This window comes from Streptomyces sp. NPDC002057 (genome assembly GCF_040296665.1).
Lineage (GTDB): Bacteria > Actinomycetota > Actinomycetes > Streptomycetales > Streptomycetaceae > Streptomyces.
The window spans coordinates 1-17,441 of record NZ_JBEOXR010000053.1 but is presented as its reverse complement, the minus strand read 5'-3'; the positions used below and the strand labels follow the sequence as shown (position 1 = coordinate 17,441).

General features: G+C 66.0%; 23 protein-coding genes and 2 pseudogenes. 17 read left to right on the top strand and 8 right to left on the bottom strand.

Annotated elements, in window-relative coordinates; translation table 11 throughout:
• The first annotated feature begins 41 nt into the window (after nucleotides 1-41).
• The 6 genes and pseudogenes from ABT129_RS30665 to ABT129_RS30640 all read left to right on the top strand — a co-directional run.
• The gene (locus tag ABT129_RS30665; RefSeq protein ID WP_351908110.1) at nucleotides 42-1,241 is read left to right on the top strand and encodes a tyrosine-type recombinase/integrase; all 1,200 of its coding nucleotides are present in this window, start codon (nucleotides 42-44) and stop codon (nucleotides 1,239-1,241) included.
• Entirely contained in the window at nucleotides 1,234-3,717 is a 2,484-nt protein-coding gene (locus ABT129_RS30660; protein ID WP_351908108.1) for a tyrosine-type recombinase/integrase, read from the top strand. Before ABT129_RS30665 ends, ABT129_RS30660 begins: the two co-directional genes overlap by 8 nt.
• Before the next feature lie 95 nt (nucleotides 3,718-3,812).
• A complete protein-coding gene (locus ABT129_RS30655; RefSeq protein WP_351908106.1) occupies nucleotides 3,813-4,625 on the top strand; it encodes a sulfite exporter TauE/SafE family protein in 813 nt (270 codons plus the stop codon).
• Between the two features lie 77 nt (nucleotides 4,626-4,702).
• Nucleotides 4,703-4,798 (top strand): annotated as a pseudogene (locus ABT129_RS30650) (MerR family transcriptional regulator); the annotation flags it as partial.
• 517 nt (nucleotides 4,799-5,315) lie between these two features.
• Nucleotides 5,316-5,642 carry a hypothetical protein gene (locus ABT129_RS30645; RefSeq protein ID WP_351908104.1) on the top strand — a complete coding sequence of 109 codons (327 nt, stop codon included), beginning with the start codon at nucleotides 5,316-5,318 and terminating at the stop codon, nucleotides 5,640-5,642.
• Nucleotides 5,624-6,061 (top strand): annotated as a pseudogene (locus ABT129_RS30640) (transposase); the annotation flags it as partial. The gene ABT129_RS30645 and the pseudogene ABT129_RS30640, both read left to right, overlap by 19 nt.
• A 28-nt stretch (nucleotides 6,062-6,089) precedes the next feature.
• On the opposite strand, the gene ABT129_RS30635 reads toward ABT129_RS30640, so the two are convergent.
• The 3 genes from ABT129_RS30635 to ABT129_RS30625 all read right to left on the bottom strand — a co-directional run bounded on the left by ABT129_RS30635 (nucleotide 6,090) and on the right by ABT129_RS30625 (nucleotide 7,701).
• Nucleotides 6,090-6,548, bottom strand: coding sequence for an SUKH-3 domain-containing protein (locus tag ABT129_RS30635; RefSeq protein WP_351908100.1), 459 nt, complete (start codon nucleotides 6,546-6,548; stop codon nucleotides 6,090-6,092).
• A gap of 244 nt (nucleotides 6,549-6,792) precedes the next feature.
• Entirely contained in the window at nucleotides 6,793-7,443 is a 651-nt protein-coding gene (locus ABT129_RS30630; RefSeq protein ID WP_351908098.1) for a hypothetical protein, read from the bottom strand.
• A 93-nt stretch (nucleotides 7,444-7,536) separates the two neighbouring features.
• Nucleotides 7,537-7,701 (bottom strand): hypothetical protein, encoded by a 165-nt coding sequence (locus ABT129_RS30625; RefSeq protein ID WP_351908096.1) that lies wholly within the window; start codon nucleotides 7,699-7,701, stop codon nucleotides 7,537-7,539.
• A gap of 18 nt (nucleotides 7,702-7,719) precedes the next feature.
• On the opposite strand from ABT129_RS30625, the gene ABT129_RS30620 reads away from it, so the two are divergent.
• The 4 genes from ABT129_RS30620 (at nucleotide 7,720) to ABT129_RS30605 (ending at nucleotide 10,415) form a co-directional block, all read left to right on the top strand.
• Entirely contained in the window at nucleotides 7,720-8,721 is a 1,002-nt protein-coding gene (locus ABT129_RS30620) for a hypothetical protein (RefSeq protein ID WP_351908094.1), read from the top strand.
• A 457-nt stretch (nucleotides 8,722-9,178) separates the two neighbouring features.
• Nucleotides 9,179-9,352: a hypothetical protein gene (locus tag ABT129_RS30615; protein ID WP_351908092.1), complete on the top strand. Its 174-nt coding sequence runs from the start codon at nucleotides 9,179-9,181 to the stop codon at nucleotides 9,350-9,352.
• A gap of 29 nt (nucleotides 9,353-9,381) precedes the next feature.
• Nucleotides 9,382-9,825 carry a hypothetical protein gene (locus ABT129_RS30610; RefSeq protein ID WP_351908090.1) on the top strand — a complete coding sequence of 148 codons (444 nt, stop codon included), beginning with the start codon at nucleotides 9,382-9,384 and terminating at the stop codon, nucleotides 9,823-9,825.
• Nucleotides 9,825-10,415 carry a hypothetical protein gene (locus ABT129_RS30605; protein ID WP_351908088.1) on the top strand — a complete coding sequence of 197 codons (591 nt, stop codon included), beginning with the start codon at nucleotides 9,825-9,827 and terminating at the stop codon, nucleotides 10,413-10,415. The genes ABT129_RS30610 and ABT129_RS30605 overlap by 1 nt, the downstream gene beginning before the upstream one ends.
• 12 nt (nucleotides 10,416-10,427) lie before the next feature.
• Here ABT129_RS30605 and ABT129_RS30600 read toward each other — a convergent pair whose 3' ends face one another.
• From ABT129_RS30600 to ABT129_RS30590, 3 genes are all read right to left on the bottom strand, one after another.
• Nucleotides 10,428-10,757: a hypothetical protein gene (locus ABT129_RS30600; protein ID WP_351908086.1), complete on the bottom strand. Its 330-nt coding sequence runs from the start codon at nucleotides 10,755-10,757 to the stop codon at nucleotides 10,428-10,430.
• A 503-nt stretch (nucleotides 10,758-11,260) separates the two neighbouring features.
• Entirely contained in the window at nucleotides 11,261-12,088 is an 828-nt protein-coding gene (locus ABT129_RS30595) for a PIN domain-containing protein (RefSeq protein ID WP_351908084.1), read from the bottom strand.
• Between the two features lie 7 nt (nucleotides 12,089-12,095).
• Complete coding sequence (locus ABT129_RS30590; RefSeq protein WP_351908082.1) at nucleotides 12,096-12,890, bottom strand: hypothetical protein; 795 nt, start codon at nucleotides 12,888-12,890, stop codon at nucleotides 12,096-12,098.
• A 31-nt stretch (nucleotides 12,891-12,921) separates the two neighbouring features.
• Between ABT129_RS30590 and ABT129_RS30585 the strand changes: the two genes are divergently transcribed.
• The 7 genes from ABT129_RS30585 to ABT129_RS30555 all read left to right on the top strand — a co-directional run bounded on the left by ABT129_RS30585 (nucleotide 12,922) and on the right by ABT129_RS30555 (nucleotide 15,466).
• Nucleotides 12,922-13,362, top strand: coding sequence for an SLOG family protein (locus ABT129_RS30585; RefSeq protein ID WP_351908080.1), 441 nt, complete (start codon nucleotides 12,922-12,924; stop codon nucleotides 13,360-13,362).
• A 112-nt stretch (nucleotides 13,363-13,474) separates the two neighbouring features.
• On the top strand, nucleotides 13,475-13,975 hold the full coding sequence (locus tag ABT129_RS30580) for a DUF6197 family protein (RefSeq protein WP_351908078.1): 501 nt from the start codon (nucleotides 13,475-13,477) through the stop codon (nucleotides 13,973-13,975).
• Nucleotides 13,972-14,208: a hypothetical protein gene (locus ABT129_RS30575; protein ID WP_351908076.1), complete on the top strand. Its 237-nt coding sequence runs from the start codon at nucleotides 13,972-13,974 to the stop codon at nucleotides 14,206-14,208. Before ABT129_RS30580 ends, ABT129_RS30575 begins: the two co-directional genes overlap by 4 nt.
• Nucleotides 14,205-14,408 carry a hypothetical protein gene (locus tag ABT129_RS30570; RefSeq protein WP_351908074.1) on the top strand — a complete coding sequence of 68 codons (204 nt, stop codon included), beginning with the start codon at nucleotides 14,205-14,207 and terminating at the stop codon, nucleotides 14,406-14,408. Before ABT129_RS30575 ends, ABT129_RS30570 begins: the two co-directional genes overlap by 4 nt.
• Nucleotides 14,401-14,562, top strand: a complete 162-nt coding sequence (locus tag ABT129_RS30565) for a hypothetical protein (RefSeq protein ID WP_351908072.1) — start codon at nucleotides 14,401-14,403, stop codon at nucleotides 14,560-14,562. Before ABT129_RS30570 ends, ABT129_RS30565 begins: the two co-directional genes overlap by 8 nt.
• Complete coding sequence (locus ABT129_RS30560; RefSeq protein WP_351908070.1) at nucleotides 14,559-14,804, top strand: hypothetical protein; 246 nt, start codon at nucleotides 14,559-14,561, stop codon at nucleotides 14,802-14,804. The genes ABT129_RS30565 and ABT129_RS30560 overlap by 4 nt, the downstream gene beginning before the upstream one ends.
• A 212-nt stretch (nucleotides 14,805-15,016) precedes the next feature.
• Nucleotides 15,017-15,466: a hypothetical protein gene (locus ABT129_RS30555; RefSeq protein WP_351908068.1), complete on the top strand. Its 450-nt coding sequence runs from the start codon at nucleotides 15,017-15,019 to the stop codon at nucleotides 15,464-15,466.
• Between the two features lie 47 nt (nucleotides 15,467-15,513).
• On the opposite strand, the gene ABT129_RS30550 is transcribed toward ABT129_RS30555, so the two are convergent.
• Together ABT129_RS30550 and ABT129_RS30545 are read right to left on the bottom strand one after the other, a co-directional pair.
• Entirely contained in the window at nucleotides 15,514-16,698 is a 1,185-nt protein-coding gene (locus tag ABT129_RS30550; RefSeq protein WP_351908066.1) for a NucA/NucB deoxyribonuclease domain-containing protein, read from the bottom strand.
• A 392-nt stretch (nucleotides 16,699-17,090) separates the two neighbouring features.
• The gene (locus ABT129_RS30545) at nucleotides 17,091-17,231 is read right to left on the bottom strand and encodes a hypothetical protein (RefSeq protein WP_351908064.1); all 141 of its coding nucleotides are present in this window, start codon (nucleotides 17,229-17,231) and stop codon (nucleotides 17,091-17,093) included.
• Between the last annotated feature and the right edge of the window lie 210 nt (nucleotides 17,232-17,441).

Genomic DNA, 17,441 nt, shown 5'->3' with positions numbered 1-17,441 from the left:
CTGATCGCAGAGGGAGATGATCTACGTCTCTGAGGAAGTGTGTGTTGCAGGACCTGCATCGCTTATTGATCGAGGGACGGGTGGATGTGCCCCGTGTCGGCTCGGTCGTTCAGATGGACTCAATTCCCCGGTACGCCGTTGTCGCCCCTGATGGGGCCGTCGTCGAGCCTGTCGTTCCGTACCTTCGAGGCCTGACTTTGGACGACAACCGGCCGCTGACCGTTCGGAGCTACGCCTACGACCTCCAGCGCTGGTTCCGGCTGCTGTGGTTTCTCGGCGTCGAGTGGGACAGGGCGACCGAAGCGGAAGCATCCGCGCTGGTGGGATGGCTCCGCACCGCTCCCAACCCGCAGCGGCGGCGCCGGAACCCGAACGCCCCGCAGGCCGGCTCGGTGAATATCCGCACGGGCAAGCGCTACCTCGGGCCGGGATACGCGCCGACGACGATCAACCACTGTCTGACGGTGGTCTCAAGTTTCTACGCCTACCACCTGCATTACAGCCGGGGTCCGCTGGTTAATCCGGTTCCGGAGGCGGTGGCCCAGCGCCGGGCCCTCGCGCACAGGGCTCCCGACGGCCAGGCCCCGCTGTTCAGGCGGGCCCGGTTGCGCCAGCGTGTCCGGCAGACCGACCCGCGGTCCATTCCTGACGCGATGTGGGGTGAGCTCTTCGCGGCCATGACCTGCGACCGGGACACGGCGGCCATTCTGCTCTACGTCTCCAGCGGGTCGAGGGCGAGCGAGCTCCTGGGCGTCACCCCGGGCGACATCGACTGGGCCAGGCAGCTGTTCTACGTGGTGAGCAAAGGCACCGACGAACGCGAGGCCGTTCCCGCGAGCCCTCAGGCCCTGACGGTCCTGGCCGCCTACCTAGACCGGATCGGCCTGCCTGCGGCTCACGAGCCGGTCTTCCGGACCTTGCGCGGACCGGACCGGCCGCTGACCTACTTCGCGATGCGGCGGGTCCTGCAGCGGGTCAACGACAGGCTCGGCACGAACTGGACCCTGCACGACCTGCGGCACACGGCCGCGAACCGTATGGCGAACGACCCCAACCTCACGCTTGCCCAGGTCCGGGCGATCCTGCGGCACACTGATCTGGCGACCACCGGCCGCTACCTGAACGCCAGGGTCGAGGACCTCTTCGACGCCCTTCAGGCCCACTACACCCGGCCCAGGGTTCAGCGGACCTTCTCCGCTGCCTACGATCCTGCCGACGTCAAGGCGGTGTTCGGTGGTTAGCCGCACGCCCGCCGACACCTACACGCTCCGCAACCGCCGCCCGAACTATGACGAGACACCTCGGCTGAGGCCGTCGACGCCGTTCTCTCGCGCTGAGGTGAAGGCGGCACCGGCTCCGCGGCCGGAGAATCCTCCGGCGCCGTTTGGTGACCTGTCGAGAGCCAGCATCGCCGAGCTGGGCGAGCTGGCCCGGAACGTCTGGACGCACCTGGCGAAGTCCGATGGTTACAAGCGCCGGGCCGGCGTCCGCAGGCTCTTCGGTCATCTGGAGACGCTGCCCGGCGAGACCTGGCAGGAGAGATGGGAGGCCAGCGGGTTCAACCGTGAGGAGGCGCCGGGGGTCAGCATCCTGGGCCGTCCGGGGTCTCGCATCGACCCAAGCGATCTGGCCTCCGCGCTGAGAATGGCGTTCGCCGCACGGATCATCCAGCCCTCGCTCTCCGGGTTTCGGGCGAACAAGTTCTCCAGATATCCCGAGTCGTTCCGGCTGCTTCAGAAGGACCCCGGCCTGGACGCCTTCTTCGAGGTGGTCGACGCTTCGCACCATCTGACCGCGATCCACCGAGCCCGGGCGAAGTTCGACCTGGCCTGCGTTCTGACCACCCAGGGCATCGCGATGGAGCATCTGACTCCGCCGGCTCTGCTGCACTACTCGCTGGAAAGCAAGCGCCTGGGGCTCACCCACGGAGCGAACAAGGACACGACCCGGTTCGCGGCCTTGGGCGCCTGGGAGGTCCTGCACAAGATGGGCCACTTCCCGCCCGGGTCGCCGCCGACGCTGAGGACGTTCGTTTATGACGGTCAGCGCAGCATCGAGGAACTCGTCGACCGTTACGGCGTCAAGAACGCCGCGGTCCGGCAGCTGCTGATCGACTACCTGACGCGCCGCAAGGCGGAGACGGACTACAACACCCTCGAATCGCTGGCCCGTCACCTGGCCGGCCATTTCTGGGCCCTGATCGAGGAGCTCAATCCCGGTCAGCGGGACCTGAACCTGAGCCAGGAGCTCTATGACCAGTGGCGGGCCGAGATCCAGTACTGGCGGAAGGACGGGAAGGCTGACCGGACCAAGATCCGCAAGGACCTCCCGGCCGTTCTCCTGTCCGTCCGCAGCCTCTACATCGACCTTCACAGCTGGGCCATCGTGGAACCGGAACGGTGGGCCCAGTGGGTGACGCCTTGCCCGATCATGCCGCGGGACCTGAAGGGGTTCAGCAAACGGCTACGCGACATCAACCGGCGGATGGCCGACCGCACTCGCGCCCGCCAGCCGCTGCTGCCACTCCTCGTCCGGCACATCGAGGACCGCTACGAGCGCCTGTCCGGCCTCCTGGAGCTCGCCCGGTCGGTCCCGCTGGGAGCATCCTTCGAGCACGAGGGCCGCCGCTACAGCCGCACCGATTCCTGTGAGGACAGACGCCAGGAGAAGCTCGCGGCCGAGCCGACCGTCAGGGTCACCGAGCACGGCACCGGCGAGCTGATCCACGTGACGATCGCCGAGGACACGGCGTTCTGGGAGTGGGCGTCCGTCGAGATCCTGCGGCACAGCGGCATCCGCGTCGAGGAACTCGTCGAACTCACCCATCTCAGCATCCGCCAATACGAGCGTTCCAACGGCGAGGTCATCGCCCTCTTGGTCGTCGCCCCCTCGAAGACCGAACGCGAGCGCGTCATCCCGATGTCCGCCGAGCTCTTCCACGCCATCGCTCAGATCGTCCGCCGCCAGACCCGCGACGGCCGGTCCATTCCACTTCTGACCCGCTACGACCCTCACGAGAGGATCTGGCTGGACCCCATGCCGTTCCTGTTCCAGCGTCACCGGGGCAGCGTCCGCGCGGTCATGTCACCTGGCACCGTGCTCGAAATGCTCGGCCGCAGCTGCGACGAGCTTGCGAAGACGAACCCTGCCTTCGCCGGGACCAGGTTCACCCCGCACGACTTCCGTCGGCTCTTCGCCACCGAGATCGTCAACGGCGGTCTGCCGATTCACATCGGCGCGGCCTTGCTCGGACACCTGAACCTGCGGACCACGCAGGGCTACGTCGCCGTCTTCGCCGAGGACATCGTCAAGCACTACCAGGAGTTCCTGAACCACCGCCGGACCCTGCGGCCCGATGACGAATACACCGACGTCACCGCCCAGGAGTGGGCCGAGTTCGAGGAGCACTTCGACAAGCGCAAGGTCGAGCTCGGGAACTGTGCTCGACCTTATGGATCACCCTGTCAGCACGAGCACGCCTGCATCCGATGCCCGGTGCTGCAGGTCAACCCCAAGATGCTGCCCAGGCTGGCGGAGATCGAGAAGGACCTGGTCCTCCGCCGAAGACGAGCCGAGGAGGAACAGTGGCTCGGTGAGGTCGACGGCATCGATCTGACCTTGGCCTTCGTCCGCACCAAGCAGGCCGACGCCGCACGACTCGCCCAGCGGTCACCCGTCCCGGTCGGCATCCCGACCACCCGCCGCCCGTCCCAGTGAGCCCTCCCGCTCGGAGGTCCTGACGAATCCTGACCGAGGACCCGGTGCCTTCCTGACCTGTCGGGCAGGCACGGACTGCGGGCAGGATTCCGGGCATGACCACGGACCACACCCTCGTCCCGATCGGCGCGAAGCGCTCGGCCCCCGTTGTTTTCGGCGCCGGCGCCGCGATCGGCGTGCTGGGCGGGATGATCGGGCTGGGCGGCGCGGAGTTCCGCCTGCCGCTGCTGATCGGCCTCTTCGGATTCGCCGCCCTCTCGGCGGTCATCCTGAACAAGGCGATGAGCCTGGTCGTGGTCCTGGTCGCGCTGCCCGCCCGCTTCGCTGCCGTTCCGGCCGCCGAGGTCGCCGCCCGCTGGCCTGTCGCCGTTAACCTGCTGGCCGGCAGCCTGCTCGGCGCCTGGGCCGGGGCGTCCTGGGCGGTCCGCATGCGGTCAGCGACTCTCTACAAGGTCCTCGCCGGGCTCATGGTCCTCATGGCGGCCGCTCTTGTCGTCACCCACACCACCACCCTGGACACCCTCGCGCTGCCGCTCTGGGCCCAGATCCCCGCCGGGGTCGCGGCCGGGTTCGGCATCGGCGTCGCCGCGATCATGGGCGTCGCCGGCGGCGAGCTGCTGATCCCCACGATCGTGTTGCTCTTCGGCGAGGACATCAAGACCGCCGGAAGCCTGTCCCTGCTGGTCTCACTGCCCACCATGCTCGTCGCCTTCGCCCGCTACAGCTGTGACGGAAGCTTCGCCGTCCTCGGCGCCAACCTCCGCTTCACCGCCATCATGGCCGCCGGCTCCGTCTTCGGCGCCATCCTCGGTGGACTCCTCCTCGGCGTCTTCCCCGACACCGTCCTCATCCCCGCCCTCGCCGTCATCCTGCTCGTCTCCTCGGTCAAACTCGCCCGCCACGACTAACTGCAGACCGCTCGGCTTGACTTAGTGCAGAGAAATTTCGTCACCCCCGCCGGCGCGGTAGCGGCCAAACCGTATGCGAGACGTGGCGCGCGGCATGCGAGGCCATCGCTCCCGGCCTGGCCGCGTACCAGCGCGACGCCATCGAGGCCTACGCCGCCACCCGGCTGAACTGAGACACGACGCAACCGCTATCGGGGGAAGAGCCGCGATGGCGGTTGCGTCGCGTCATGACGCCGGCAACGTTCGATCCCGAGTACCGGCCGCGGCCGCCCTCAACACGGTGCCGCCCCATCTCGTGAACAACGACTTCCCTCACGAAAGACCGCCTCCCAACGCGCTGAACAATCGCTGCCGGAAGTCGTGAACAAAGCCAGACTGACCGTCACCCCGGGCGCGGCCGGAGTGCTGAGGCTGTCACCGGGCCGCTGTCGACCGGGTCAGGTTCGGCATCGGCAGGCGGGTCCGGACGCGGGTCGCTAGGGTCGCTGTCAGCCCGTGCCGATATGGCGTGCATGGGTGAGGCCCGGCACCCAGAGGCGCTCTGGGGGGAGTACTGCCGGGCCGTCCCAACCTTCGAAGCCGCAGTGGCCTCCCGGGCGGGAACTGCGCCGGTGCCGTTGTCCGTTGCGTCCTCAAGGACGCAACGGACAACCCCTGTCAGTGGTCCGGCGACGCGGGGAGGGTGGAGCCATGCAGACCACATTCCTGGACTGGCTGAGTCCCGTCACCGCTGTCATCCGTTCGATCGGCGCCCGTCACGACGGCGCTCACGAGCTCGTCACCGGCGGGCGGTATCTCGATCTCCGCCGCGCGCTGCTCTACCCGGCCGACAACCCCGCGATGCGCTACCGCACCGGCCTGGACGCCGACGTCTACGCCCACGTCCTGGACACCCCCGGCGCCCGCGAGCTGATCGCCCGCACCGCCGTCCAGCTCCGCGCCCTGGCCGACGAAGTGCCGGCGGGCCGCCTGGTCCGCCTCACGGTCGCCTGCCAGGGGCCGTCGAGCAGGGCCTGAAACCGATGTCGATCGTGGTGACGGCAGGGCAGCGCGGAGACTCGCCGCAGTTCGAACCGGTGCTGGAGAAAGTCCGCGTGCCCCGCATCGGGCCGGGCCGACCGCGGGTCCGGCCCGATCGAGTGCGGGCCGACAAGGCGTATGCGTATGCCTCCCGGAGGAATCGCGCCTATCTACGCCGCCGGGGGATTCGCTGCACCATCCCGGACAAGGCTGATCAGACGCGCAACCGCCGGCAGCTCGGTTCGCGTGGTGGTCGGCCGCCACGCTTCGATCCGGCTGACTACCGCGAGCGTCACGCGGTCGAGTGCGGGATCAACCGTCTCAAGAGGCACCGTGCGGTTACCACGCGCTACGACAAGCTTGCGGTTCGGTACGAGGCGACCGTCCTCATCGCTGCTATCAATGAGTGGCTGTGATCAGCACCTGCCGTTAGAGCTGCGGCGACTAGAAGAATCTCATGTCCCAGTCGCCCGAGATCAGGGCCCGCACGGCTTCCTCGAAGCCGTGCGCGACCCGCTGAACTCCGGCGTCGCCACCGAGGACGATGTCACCGTTCTCCGCGAGGAGAACCATCTCCTCGGTCTCGAGGGCGAGGCCCACCGGCAGGGCGGACATGCCGAGACGCTTCTCGAAGTACCGCACGTACGGCGCGAACGCCTCCGCGGCCTCCTCCACCGAGATCGTCAGCGAGGTCTCGTCCCCGGTGACGTGCGACGGCCAGAAGACCGTCGTCTCGCCGTACCTCCCGAGGAACGTCACGAGCTCGTCGGTGACGTCGAAACCCGCCTCCTGGTAGGCCAGGCGGGCCGCCTCGATTATCACGGGACCGCACTCGACGCGCGAGGCACTGGTGAACGCCCTGCCAAGGGATTCCTCCCTCGCCCTGCTCTGCTCGTCACTCATCCGGTGTGCGCCTTTCTGATCATGCCGGGCACCCATGTCTCGCAGTTCTTGCACATAGGGAATCTATGCGGAACGGATGGGGCAAGACGTCCAGCACCTGCCGCCGAGGCCAGACGGATGGTTGCCCCGCCCCGGCACCCTTCGGCAACAACGGTTCCAGCATCGCCCGCTGCTCGTCCGTGAGATCTCCCCGACCCATGACCTGTGATCATTCACAGCCCAAGATCCACTTTCGATACACGGCCTAGCGGTACCGCGCCCACATGGAGGCGGCGTATACCACCGCTCCCGTGAAGCAGAGACTGCTGAGGACGCTTGCGACAAGCACTCGTGGGGGAACCCACTCGGCTGCCGACTCATCCTTCCGGACGATGCGTGTATTACTCACGGAGGCCTGTAGCTCGATCTCGGGGAGAGTACCGTTGACGATCATGCGATAGGTCATCGCCTGCTTCTTATGGAGAGGCGATGCCGTGTTGAGGATGAGCTTGTGACGCGTGTGATCCTCGGTAGCTCCGAAGGATCGCAACTGGGCTGGGACCGACCGCGGATCCAGCGTGGCAACGATGGTCGCCGAGCACGTCAACTCAACCGGAAGGCCATTGAAGTGTGCAACGTCCAGGTCTTTGTTGCCAACGTTGTGCAGTACGACCTCTATCAGGTGGGGCTCGTTCAGCTCTGCTCCGCTGTGCGTCACGGCGACGCCCCCGTGGTCCATCTCGCGGGTCTTCAGGCTCGTCACCTTGACAGACCAGCGCAGGATCCGCCTGGGCCAAATGGCCCTGTAAGCAAGCCAGGCGACGAACAAGGCTGTCGGAATCGCAAGCACGGCTGCCGTGGCAGCGACAATGGCCCACGGGTCGACGCCCGCCTCCTCGGCGGCGAGAATATGCATGACATCGTCTTATACCGCCAAGTCGCGCGGAGTTGTACATTCCGCGTAGATACCTGGGCCCTGCTCCGCGTGAGGCCGTGCCCTGGCCCCCTTTCACCTCTCCTCCGCCGGGAGTCGTAGAGCGAGGTCGCGCGCCAGTGTGCCCGCGGCACGGCCTTCCTCCGTCGACTCGTCCTGGTAGTGCAGCAGCAGCGCGATGGCCTGACGGGCTTCCTCAAGCGTGACCAGCGGCAGGCGGGGCTCGGCGTAGTCGTCCATGCCTGGATCCGCAAGTGGGTGGGCTTCCGCGCCTGGAAGATCAGCCTGGAGGACCTCGGGTACTGCCTGCACGAGGTGTTCCTCAACGCCGCCTTCGCCGGGCAGGCCGGACCGGCCGCCGACCAGTGGCGTGACCGGTGGTTCTGCCTGTTCCACCCGAAGGGGACCCGCTGCCCGGACATCGAGCGGTGGACGTCGCCGCGGGCCGTCTGCGCCGACTGTGGTCCGGTCGACGCCCGGCAGACGTGGAAGAACGGCAACACCGCCGGGAAGTACGGCAGGCAGTACATCTACACCTGCCCGCGCTGCCGGGTCGAGGTGAAGCCTCCCGTGGGTGCCGCCTCGAACATCATCGACTGGTCGATCGAGGCACCGCGGATCGGTGACCGAGCTCGGCCGCTCGCGGAGAAGACGATGGCCCGGATCCGGTCGGGCCTGGAGAAGTACGGCGCAGCCCTCGTCCCGGTGGAGGGGCGTGAGGGGAAGGAGCCGTTCTCGGTTGACCGGCCGATGCGTACCTGTACCGGCAGGAACGAGACGGGGCTCCTGGTCCCGGCCGGCGGCACGTGGAACGACAGCGCCTACCTGCCGTCCGGGCCGATGCGTACGGTGACGACCCGGGAGACGACCGCGGTGGTCACTCCCCCGTTCATCGCCGAGCTCCGGGGCGGCGGATCGAAGCACCGGCCTACGTCGGAGCCCCTCGCCACGGTGTGCGCGTCGGGCAACCACCACGGCCTGGTCCTCCCGTACTACCGGACCGGGGTGGCGAGGCCGGCCTCGGAGCCTCTGCCGACGGTGACGACGGTCGATGGCGCCGCCCTTGTCGAGCATGCGCTGTCGGTGGAGGACTGCGGCTTCCGGATGCTTCAGGCCGAGGAGTACGCCGCCGCGATGGCGTTCCCGGGGTCGTACCGGTGGCGGGGGTCGAAGCGTGACCGGGTCCGGATGGCCGGGAACGCGGTGCCCTGCAACATGGCTCGCGATCTGGTCGCCTGCGGCGTCGAATCGATCTCGTAGGCCCCGCCCGGAAGGGCGATGCCGCCCTAGTCTCGCGTCGAGTATCGCCAGGTGCTCAGCCACCAGCCCGCGGGGCAGTCTGCGCGTGAGGTCACGTTCCAGGCTCGCCAGGGCCCGACCGTCCCGAATTTGCGCGGCCCGCCGTTGGAACAGGTGATGGATACCCGGTGCTCTCCACCGGTCCACGGGTCTTCACACAGGCTGTACGCCCAAGTCGAGTAGTTGGAAGCCGAGCAGCCGGACGGAAACGCCGATGCCGACTGCGGAGCTGCCACCGCCAGAGCAGCCAGGGCTCCGAGCGTTCCGGCTAATGCGGTGATCCTTCGTTGCACGTCATACCTCCTGAAGGTGCGAGATCCACTGGCCGCACGGCTGATACGTGCAGGGCCCAAACCGTAGATACGGAACACGGGATACAGCAGTGGCCTATCAGCCAAAGCAAGACACGGAGAGCTTCATGGCGGACAAGCCTCACGTCTTCGGCCTCTGGGACAAGATCCGGCACCGCTGGTTCTACGTCGCCGCCTGCCACCGATGCGACTGGGCCTACGGGTTCAACCAGGACATCGGGTGGTCGATGGCGATGACCATGGCCGAGGCCCACGCCTACCTCGAAGGACGGAAGTCATGACTCGGTTGAACCCATCCGAAGGGGCCTTCGTGACCCGCCGCATGCAAGCCAACAACGAGTACTCCTCGTTCAACTCCCATGGCAGGGAGCACAACGAGGCCGCCGGCTGTTCCGCTGGCACTCCCTGCCAGCCCGTCGCCCCCACCGTCAGCGTCGATGTCCCCGACACCGGCCCCGTCCTCGTCATCGACGGGGAAGTGGTCCGGCCAGACGAGATGAAGATCTCGGGGGCGCTAATCTCGGGACAGTCGCGCTACACGTTCTGGGTGACGTCGAAGCCGACGTTCTTCGAGACCGGGAAGACGTACCGGTCGAACCTCGGCACCGTCTTCGAGTGTGTCCGCGTCGACACCAACGACAGCGACGAAAACAGCAAGGTCGCCTACGGAAAATCCACCTTCTCAGGAAGCGGCAATTCCACCTGGGTGTCGAGGACGATGTGGGACGGCTACGACTGGCAGGAGGTGCGGTGATGACCCGCCGCATGCAGGCCAACCTCGGCCGCGTCAACAGCTACCACCGCGAAGAGCACGACGAGGGCGACATGTGCCAGTGCCACCCGCCCTGCCGTCCCGTCGAGAGGAAGCCCGTGACCAACCTCGCCGAAGCCGTCAACGCCGTCCCTCGGATCACCGGCCACCCCTACATGGACATCGTCCGCAAGGCCTATGTCCTCGACGCACTCAAGGGCACCGTCGCCGTCCCCGACACCGGCACCTACGTCGTCGCCGACGGCGTCGTACACAAGGCCGATAACTGGGGGAAGGCGCCGCTGCGTGGGGGCGGCACCTGCTGGACGGTCAGCGTGCTGCCACCGAAGCCGACGTTCTTCGAGGAGGGGAAGACCTACTCCCGGAAGGTGAGCTGGAGTATCCGCGCCCAGATGGCGGACGTCACCGAGCGAGTGATCGTGAAGCGGGTGGAGAAGAACGGCAACGGCGCCCCGGTCGCGTTCGTCAGGGTCTTCGCCGGCGCGGAGAACGCCGACCCCACCGTGGATGAGTGGACCACCCTCCGCCAGTACGACTGGGACAACGGCGGCTGGGAGGAGTGGCCATCGTGAGCCATGTGCCTCTCAGCGCTTCCCGAGGTACTGGACGGCGAGGTCGAGGAAGTCGCTCCGCTCACCGTTCCTGGGCACCTCCACCAGCGCGATGGCTCCCTTGCCCGACTCGAAGCAGAATCGCATCCCCGCCTCCAGCTCATCGACGTTGAGCGCGGTGATGAAGCGGGTGACCGACTTGCACGTGGCGAGGGTGCCTGGCTCCTCCGGCTTGAGCGCGACGATCCGGGAGTCATTTTGCGCGATCACGTCGTCGCTCTCGCGATAGAAGTCCAGCACCGGCGAGCTGCGTTCGAGCGTAGGGTTCGGTCCCCGCAGGCGGAATCCGTAGTCCTCGCCCACAGGGAACGTGAGTACAGTCCCGTTGAACGCGGTGGGAGGCGAGGAGACCGGCGGCGGGCTGCTGGGGATCGCCGTGGGCGACTGCGTCGTTGGCGCGGCTGTCGGGGTCGCGGATGGCGTGGGGGTCACGGTGACGTACACCGTGTCTGGGCGTGCTGTGGGCGACTTGACGAGTGCCGGCAGGCCTAGGAAGCCGAGCGCTACACCGGCCACTGCCGCAACGGCAGAGATCAGAGCCGCCCACTCGCCTAAGCGCCCGGCGGGCCGCCGAGGGCGCTCCTGCGCTCCGTCCGTTGCCGCCGTGGGCGGTTGCTGCGGCGGCGCCGATGTCGCGGCCGGATTCGGCGTCCCAGCCGACGTGTCCCTGTTTTGTGGGCTGCTACTCATGCGTCTCGGCCTCCGCTGATGAATGCTCCACGTCGCTGCGCAAGAAGATTCATACAACCTGACGCACGGCAGGCTCCAGAGGTTTCACCGCTTCGTGATGCTCGGCCGGTGCCGAGCTAAGCCACCCCCATCCGCCACCACCGCCGGCGCTGCGGCGGCACCGTCGGGGCGACGTCGTCATCGGACCGGAGCATCTCGCGGGCAGCGCCAACGAGGGCCGCCATTAGTTCCTTGAGTTCGTTTTGGCGTTCTTCTCTCGCGCCGGAGAGGATTGGCAGGACAACGATACTCAACAACACAATCTCCGCATCCTCAGTAGTCAAACCCATTGCAGACCGCAGGGCCTGATGCGCTTCGCGGCGCTTACTGCTCGCATCCTCGGCGTTGGCCTCATGGGCGACGTGCCACTGGTCAACGGCCGATCGTGCCGCAACGGCAAGTGCGGAGGCAGCCGGGTCGTCTCTGCGGACCTGCCTATTGAGAGCGGCGGTCACGTATGCCTCAGGCCACAGGAAGTTGACCACATTCTCAAATGTGTCTAGCTTTTGAAACACAGCATCAGCTACTTCTGCAACAGAGCTGGGGGCGACCAGTTCGATCTCTGCCTGCTTCCGAAGCAGCGCATGCCGTACCTCATTCCGTTGATTGTTGACCGCAGGATCGAACGGGTTGTTCTTCCCAGAGAGCGAATCCAAGATGCCGCGCTCGAATTCGCGTGCACTCTGGATGAACTCGGCAACCTGGATCTGCCGTACAGTCCACAGCGCAGCCACCCGCTGAGCCTCTGCGGCGATCTGGGCCGCTTCCCGCGCCGCCGCGGCCTGATCCTGGCCGCTCTTTGCCTGGATCTTGGCGCCGATGACGCTGCCGAGGAGGCCGCCGAGGATGGCGATGGCGGCGACCAGGGCGGCGAAGATCTCGGGGTTGTCCTCGAAGTACTTCATCGGCACATCATGCCGAACTCTCGGCGGTCTCTGCCTGGTTCCGTCGATACCGCCGGCGCTGCCGAGGCAAGACCGGGGCAACGTCATCCCTGGCTCGCAGCATCACCCGAGTAGCCGCAACGAGGTGCCTCGCCGCCATGCGGAACTCATGCTTCGCACTGCTTCTCTCGTTCCTAATGTAGTCATCTTCCACGGCATCGTATGCAACCAGGTGCTCAATTAGTTCCCGGGAAATGTTAGGAAAGATATTGGTCAGCCATTGCACAGCGCGTTCGGGATCTCCCTCCCTGTGCAGCGACATCACCTCGGTCACCTCCGTAGCCAAATGATCGTCATTCCTGGTAAGCAGATATACGGCGGCCCTGGCTCGGGTGACCCCGGAGTGGAGGTCAGATATCTCCTCGTAGCGCAAGGCTGCGGTCACCAGCTGCTGCGCACATTCCACGACATCGTCTGTAGCGAGGAGTTCAACTTCAGCCAGCCTCAGGGCCAGTTCCTCGGACTGGGATTCGACTCTGAGCCGAGCCTCCACGTCATCCTCGTACCAGAGACGCTCGCAGAGTTGGAACAACCTACGAGCTCCACGCACCAGTTCAGCGACCTGGAGTTGCCGAACGGTCCACAGATCGGCCACTCGCTGGGCCTCAGCAGCGATCACCGCGGCCTCCCGCGCCGCTGCCGCCTGAGCCCTGCCACTGTTCGCCTGGATCTTCGCGCCAACCAGAGCACCGCCGATGGCGATGACCGCGGCAACTGCGGTGAGCAACTCGGGCTTGCCTTCGAAGTAGTTCCACACGTCCACCGGCACATCATGCCGAACCCGAAGGAGAGACGTGGCCGCAACCTCCTACCGGATCCTCGCCACCGGCAGCCGCGACTGGACCGACACCGACGCCGTCCGCGAAGCCCTCGACGACATCTACGTCCTCACCCCGCACAGCAGGCTCCTGGTCGTCGTCCACGGGGCGTGCCCCACCGGGGCCGACGCCATCGCCTCCGCCTGGGTCCGCGAGCAGCGGAGGCCGTGGTTCGTCACCGAAGAACCGCACCCGGCACGCGGGCACCCGACGCAGGACTTCGGCCCGTGGCCGGGGGCTGGGCCCCGCCGCAACGGCTTCATGGTCGGCATCGGCGCCGACGCCTGCCTCGCGTTCATCGGCCCCTGCACCAGCCCCCGCTGCCGCCGCACCGACCCCCACCCGTCCCACGGCGCCACCGGATGCGCCGACCTCGCCGAAGCCGCCGGCACGCCTACACAGAGGTACTACGCATGAGCCGTAACGACCGCGAGAACTCCGTCTTCCTACTGATCTCCGCTCTCCTCACCTGGGCGGTCATCATCGGGGGCCTCTACGGCATCTGCCACCTCCTGTGGGGAGCTCCCGGATGACCGACGACACCGCCCTCGGCGACCGCATGAAGCGGTACGAGGCGGCACAGCGCACCATCCTCCCCCGCCGCACCTACACCCTGCTCCGGGTCGACGGGCGAGCCTTCCACACCTACCTCCGCGACGCCCAACGCCCCTTCGACGAGGGGTTCATGGCCGACATGGACGCCGTCGCCGAAGCTCTCTGCGCCGAGATCAGCGGCAGCGTGTTCGCCTACACCCATCAGGCCGAGAAGAACCGCACCGCCCCCTGCTGCCAGGCCGGCGCCATCAGCCGCGCCGCCTTCGGGGTGGCGTGGCGAGACAGCGGCATCGCCACTGCCGCCGACTCTCAAGTCCTGGCGTTCGGCAAGGCCGGCCACTACATGCTCCGCTACGTCCAGCAGACGTCCGACGCCACATCCATCGAGTGGAACGACCGGCCGGAGAGGACAGCCAGCGACGTTGTCGCCGCCCTCCGCGGTGCCGCCGACGATGCCCGGGAAGCTGGCGAATGACCAAGGCCGTCGTCATCACCCCGATCCACCGCCTCGGCGTCCACTTCGCCCGGCAGCGCGACGCCACCGTCAACGACATCGACATCGTCACCACCCCGAATCAGCTCCGGGGCCGGGACCTCCGCGACGTCCCCGTCTACTTCGTCACCGTCGGCTGGGGCTTCCGCTCCAGCTCGGAGATGTGGGACGCCGCCATCGACCGTGGAGCCGAGCCGATCGAGGTCGACCTGTGACCAACCGAGAACGCCTGGCTGACCTGATCCGCTCGTTCGGCGTCATGTGCACCCGGGCCGAGGCCCTCGCCGAGGTCGAGCGCTTCGAGAAGCACATCGCCCACCAGCTGGCGGAGAAGATCCGGGCGACCTACACCGGACCCGACCTCGACCGGATAGTCCGCTACGCCGCCGACCTCATCGACCCGGCCGATGGCTAGCCCAACGACCCCGCCGGACGTGTGCGCCCTCTGCTTCGGCCCGTACGGCAGCGGCACCTTCGACGTCACCGACACCGAGCTTGTCCTCGTCAACGTCTGCGCCGGCTGCCGGATCGCGGAGACCCGGGCCTGGATCATGAAAGAGGAGACATGAGCGGCACGTTCAACGAAGGCGACGTCGTCTACTACGACGACAACCGCCTGAAGATCCTGGCCGGCCCGTTCCGTACGCCCGAGTACCCGGCCATTGACCAGTACCACGTGAGCGGCGTCGGCGGCTCCATCAGCACCGCCTGGGGGTCCGATCTGGCATCCGAGGACGACTACTGCGCCTTCGAAGCGGCGTGCCTGTTCGAGGAGCTGGAGGCCGGCGACTGGGAGGGCGGCGGCGAATGACGGACCGCTTCATAGAAGCCCTGCACCAGATGTAAACGCGCGTCTCGACGTGGACTGGTCGTTCGCCGTCTCGATCGCCGTCGCTCACACCTGACTGAAGGGCATCCAGTGAAGCCCGGCATCCGTCTCGTGACGAACACTACAAGCCAACCTGTCAAAAAGGCGGAGCATCTCCATGACCTGGTAGGACCGGCAACGCTAGGCTCGCGGCCATGGATCATGACCTGACTTTCGACGGCGACGCTCAAACTCCCGAAGACGTCGTATACGACAGCTTCTTCGTATCGTACAGAGAATTCTGGCTCGTCGCCGCAGGCGGCCCCGATCCTGACCTTACAGAGGCAATCCCGGAAGAGAATTCGATCGCAGGAGGAGGGGAATCGGTAGGAATTCCCACCTTGAGAGACGGAGTGGTGAGGGTGACCCTATCCTCTTGGGAGAATCCGGCACCTGACGCGCGAGGTACGTTTCTCGGCCAGAGCCTGATCACGGCGCCTGAGCGAGAAATCACTCTCAGGAACGTGGAGGGAAAGGAACCGGGATCCGTACTCGTACTGGAATCCGAGGGCGACTACCACGTAAAGGTTTGGCGATCCGGAGACGGGAGCGGCGACGATCTCGAAGAGTACGACATTCGAGTATGGCCGTACCCCGCCTCATAATAGACGGGGCACGGTGCGGGTCAGCCCTGCTTACTCTGGCTACTACTTCAGCCCGAGTTCACGATTTCTACGATGAAGCGATCCCAATGGATGACCCGGTCCCTCGCATAGAAGTTCGCGAGGCTACCCCCTGCCGACCGGTTCTGCTTCCAATCGAGATACCTCACCGAGAAGTTGGTGCCCGCAGCGGGACCCTCCCAGGTTGACCCGAATGGAAATTCGTCACAGTCCAGGCCTGTCGTATCGGCAGGCCTAATCGGGAGACAGGCCTTGTCCTTGGCGCGCACGTTATTGTTGCGCTGGTTGGCGGCAGGCTTGTCCCATGTCTCATACAAGCGCCTCAGAGGCCGCTCCATAGACTTCCCAGGAATGTTCTTGCCGGGAACGGATGGTGCAGTCGAGGCTGGGTCGTTGAATGCCGTCTGAATGTGAGCGGCGACAGCGCCATGGGACGGAGACGCCAGGTCGTACACCATCGTAGGAATGGCCCCGTCGAATATGCCACTGCTGCCAATAGCCCCTACGTAGCCAGCAGAGTCGAAGCGGATCGGAGTTTCCGCACTGCGCAGCTTGAAATCCTTCGGGTTGATCGTTGTCGAGATGTTGCAGCGCGACACAAAGTCCCGCCCGTACCCTTTTGACTTGTCCTGATCAAAAACGATCGAGGCCACTGCGGCACCCCTCGTTCGCCATTGCTCAAGAGTCGTCGGATTGTTGGCACTGTTGATTACGCCGCAAGCCGGATTCGAGCCGTCAGAACCGCTGTATCCCAGGGACTCGCCGACCACGGCGAAAGGTATGTCGCGGTAGTACCCCTCGAAATCGAAGTACCCGAGATTCACCATGTAGTAGATCTCGCGGCGGTCAGCGGGGGCCTGCCCGGCCGTGGTCTGTACGAAACTCGTCTTACCGGTGACTTCACCGGTGGACTTGACCACCCAGTAGAAAGTGAACTTCTTGACCGAGCAGTAGTCGTATCGGTTCAGGATACGCACGCCTTCTGCTCCGTTGAGGACGCCACGACACCTGTTGATCGGGTCCCACTCGTCGAAGGTTTCCCGCTCGGCTGGAACGCCTTCCTGATAGTCGTCCAGGTTGACCTTGTACGTGACCCCCGTGCGCTGCGCAATGACATCACCGTGCTCAGTGAGGGGCTTCCACGTCTGGTCCTTCGCCTGCTCTCCCTGGTTCCAGGGGAGATCCTCGGTCGGAACTCGGTCGCCAATCTTCAACTCGGAATGATCTGCATCGACGACAGTCAGAGGAACTATCTCCTCCTCGCTCCCGTCTGCGGTCGCTCCGGTTGCCGGCTGGCTCGACATAGCCATGACGACCGATAACAACAAAGCGCCGAGCGTCGCCGCTCTCCTTCTGAACAATTCAACCTCGCTTGTGATCGAGCAGCTGGACTACTTGCCCGAAACACCTAACCAGACTGCATCCGGCTAACACGCCGGAGATCTCGCAAATGAGCCAATCAGGCGACCTGATAGCGAGGTTGCACGCTGCACGAACCTACAAATACTGACCCAGAATCCATAGTTCCGGATTATCGGCTCGTCACCCCCGGCACCCTGCCGAACAGCTCCAGGGGTGGAGGGGGACTGCAGATCAAGTGCCGGGGCTAACGTTGCGTCCACCAGGTGAGGGCCGCGCCGCCGGCCGTCGTGAGCAGGCCGAGCAGCCATCCGGGGACTCGCTGGACAGTCAGATGCAGACCGCCGACACGCAGTTCGAGCTGCGGAACTTCGGATCGAGAAGGCATAGCGGGCTCCCTAACTCACTGTCGAATGCGGGCCGTTGGCGTTGTACCCAACCGGCGCGACGGATCATAACTATCCGTAGCGCCGCATCGATCGAGGGACGGCAGCACACCAGGGGCGCACGCGTGATCTTCGGTACACGCCACCACACCTGACCTGGGGAACTTCGGAGAGTCGCGTCGTGGCTCTGCGCTGGCAGGGGCAGCCGCAAA

Coding starts and splice junctions, on each gene's coding strand:
- ABT129_RS30645 (WP_351908104.1), top strand. CDS start 5,316: ATGCAGACCACATTCCTGGACTGGCTGAGTCCCGTCACCGCTGTCATC.
- ABT129_RS30560 (WP_351908070.1), top strand. CDS start 14,559: ATGAGCGGCACGTTCAACGAAGGCGACGTCGTCTACTACGACGACAAC.
- ABT129_RS30605 (WP_351908088.1), top strand. CDS start 9,825: ATGACCCGCCGCATGCAGGCCAACCTCGGCCGCGTCAACAGCTACCAC.
- ABT129_RS30635 (WP_351908100.1), bottom strand. CDS start 6,548: ATGAGTGACGAGCAGAGCAGGGCGAGGGAGGAATCCCTTGGCAGGGCG.
- ABT129_RS30580 (WP_351908078.1), top strand. CDS start 13,475: ATGACCGACGACACCGCCCTCGGCGACCGCATGAAGCGGTACGAGGCG.
- ABT129_RS30595 (WP_351908084.1), bottom strand. CDS start 12,088: ATGAAGTACTTCGAGGACAACCCCGAGATCTTCGCCGCCCTGGTCGCC.
- ABT129_RS30615 (WP_351908092.1), top strand. CDS start 9,179: ATGGCGGACAAGCCTCACGTCTTCGGCCTCTGGGACAAGATCCGGCAC.
- ABT129_RS30565 (WP_351908072.1), top strand. CDS start 14,401: ATGGCTAGCCCAACGACCCCGCCGGACGTGTGCGCCCTCTGCTTCGGC.
- ABT129_RS30655 (WP_351908106.1), top strand. CDS start 3,813: ATGACCACGGACCACACCCTCGTCCCGATCGGCGCGAAGCGCTCGGCC.
- ABT129_RS30625 (WP_351908096.1), bottom strand. CDS start 7,701: ATGGACGACTACGCCGAGCCCCGCCTGCCGCTGGTCACGCTTGAGGAA.
- ABT129_RS30555 (WP_351908068.1), top strand. CDS start 15,017: ATGGATCATGACCTGACTTTCGACGGCGACGCTCAAACTCCCGAAGAC.
- ABT129_RS30630 (WP_351908098.1), bottom strand. CDS start 7,443: ATGCATATTCTCGCCGCCGAGGAGGCGGGCGTCGACCCGTGGGCCATT.
- ABT129_RS30575 (WP_351908076.1), top strand. CDS start 13,972: ATGACCAAGGCCGTCGTCATCACCCCGATCCACCGCCTCGGCGTCCAC.
- ABT129_RS30545 (WP_351908064.1), bottom strand. CDS start 17,231: ATGCCTTCTCGATCCGAAGTTCCGCAGCTCGAACTGCGTGTCGGCGGT.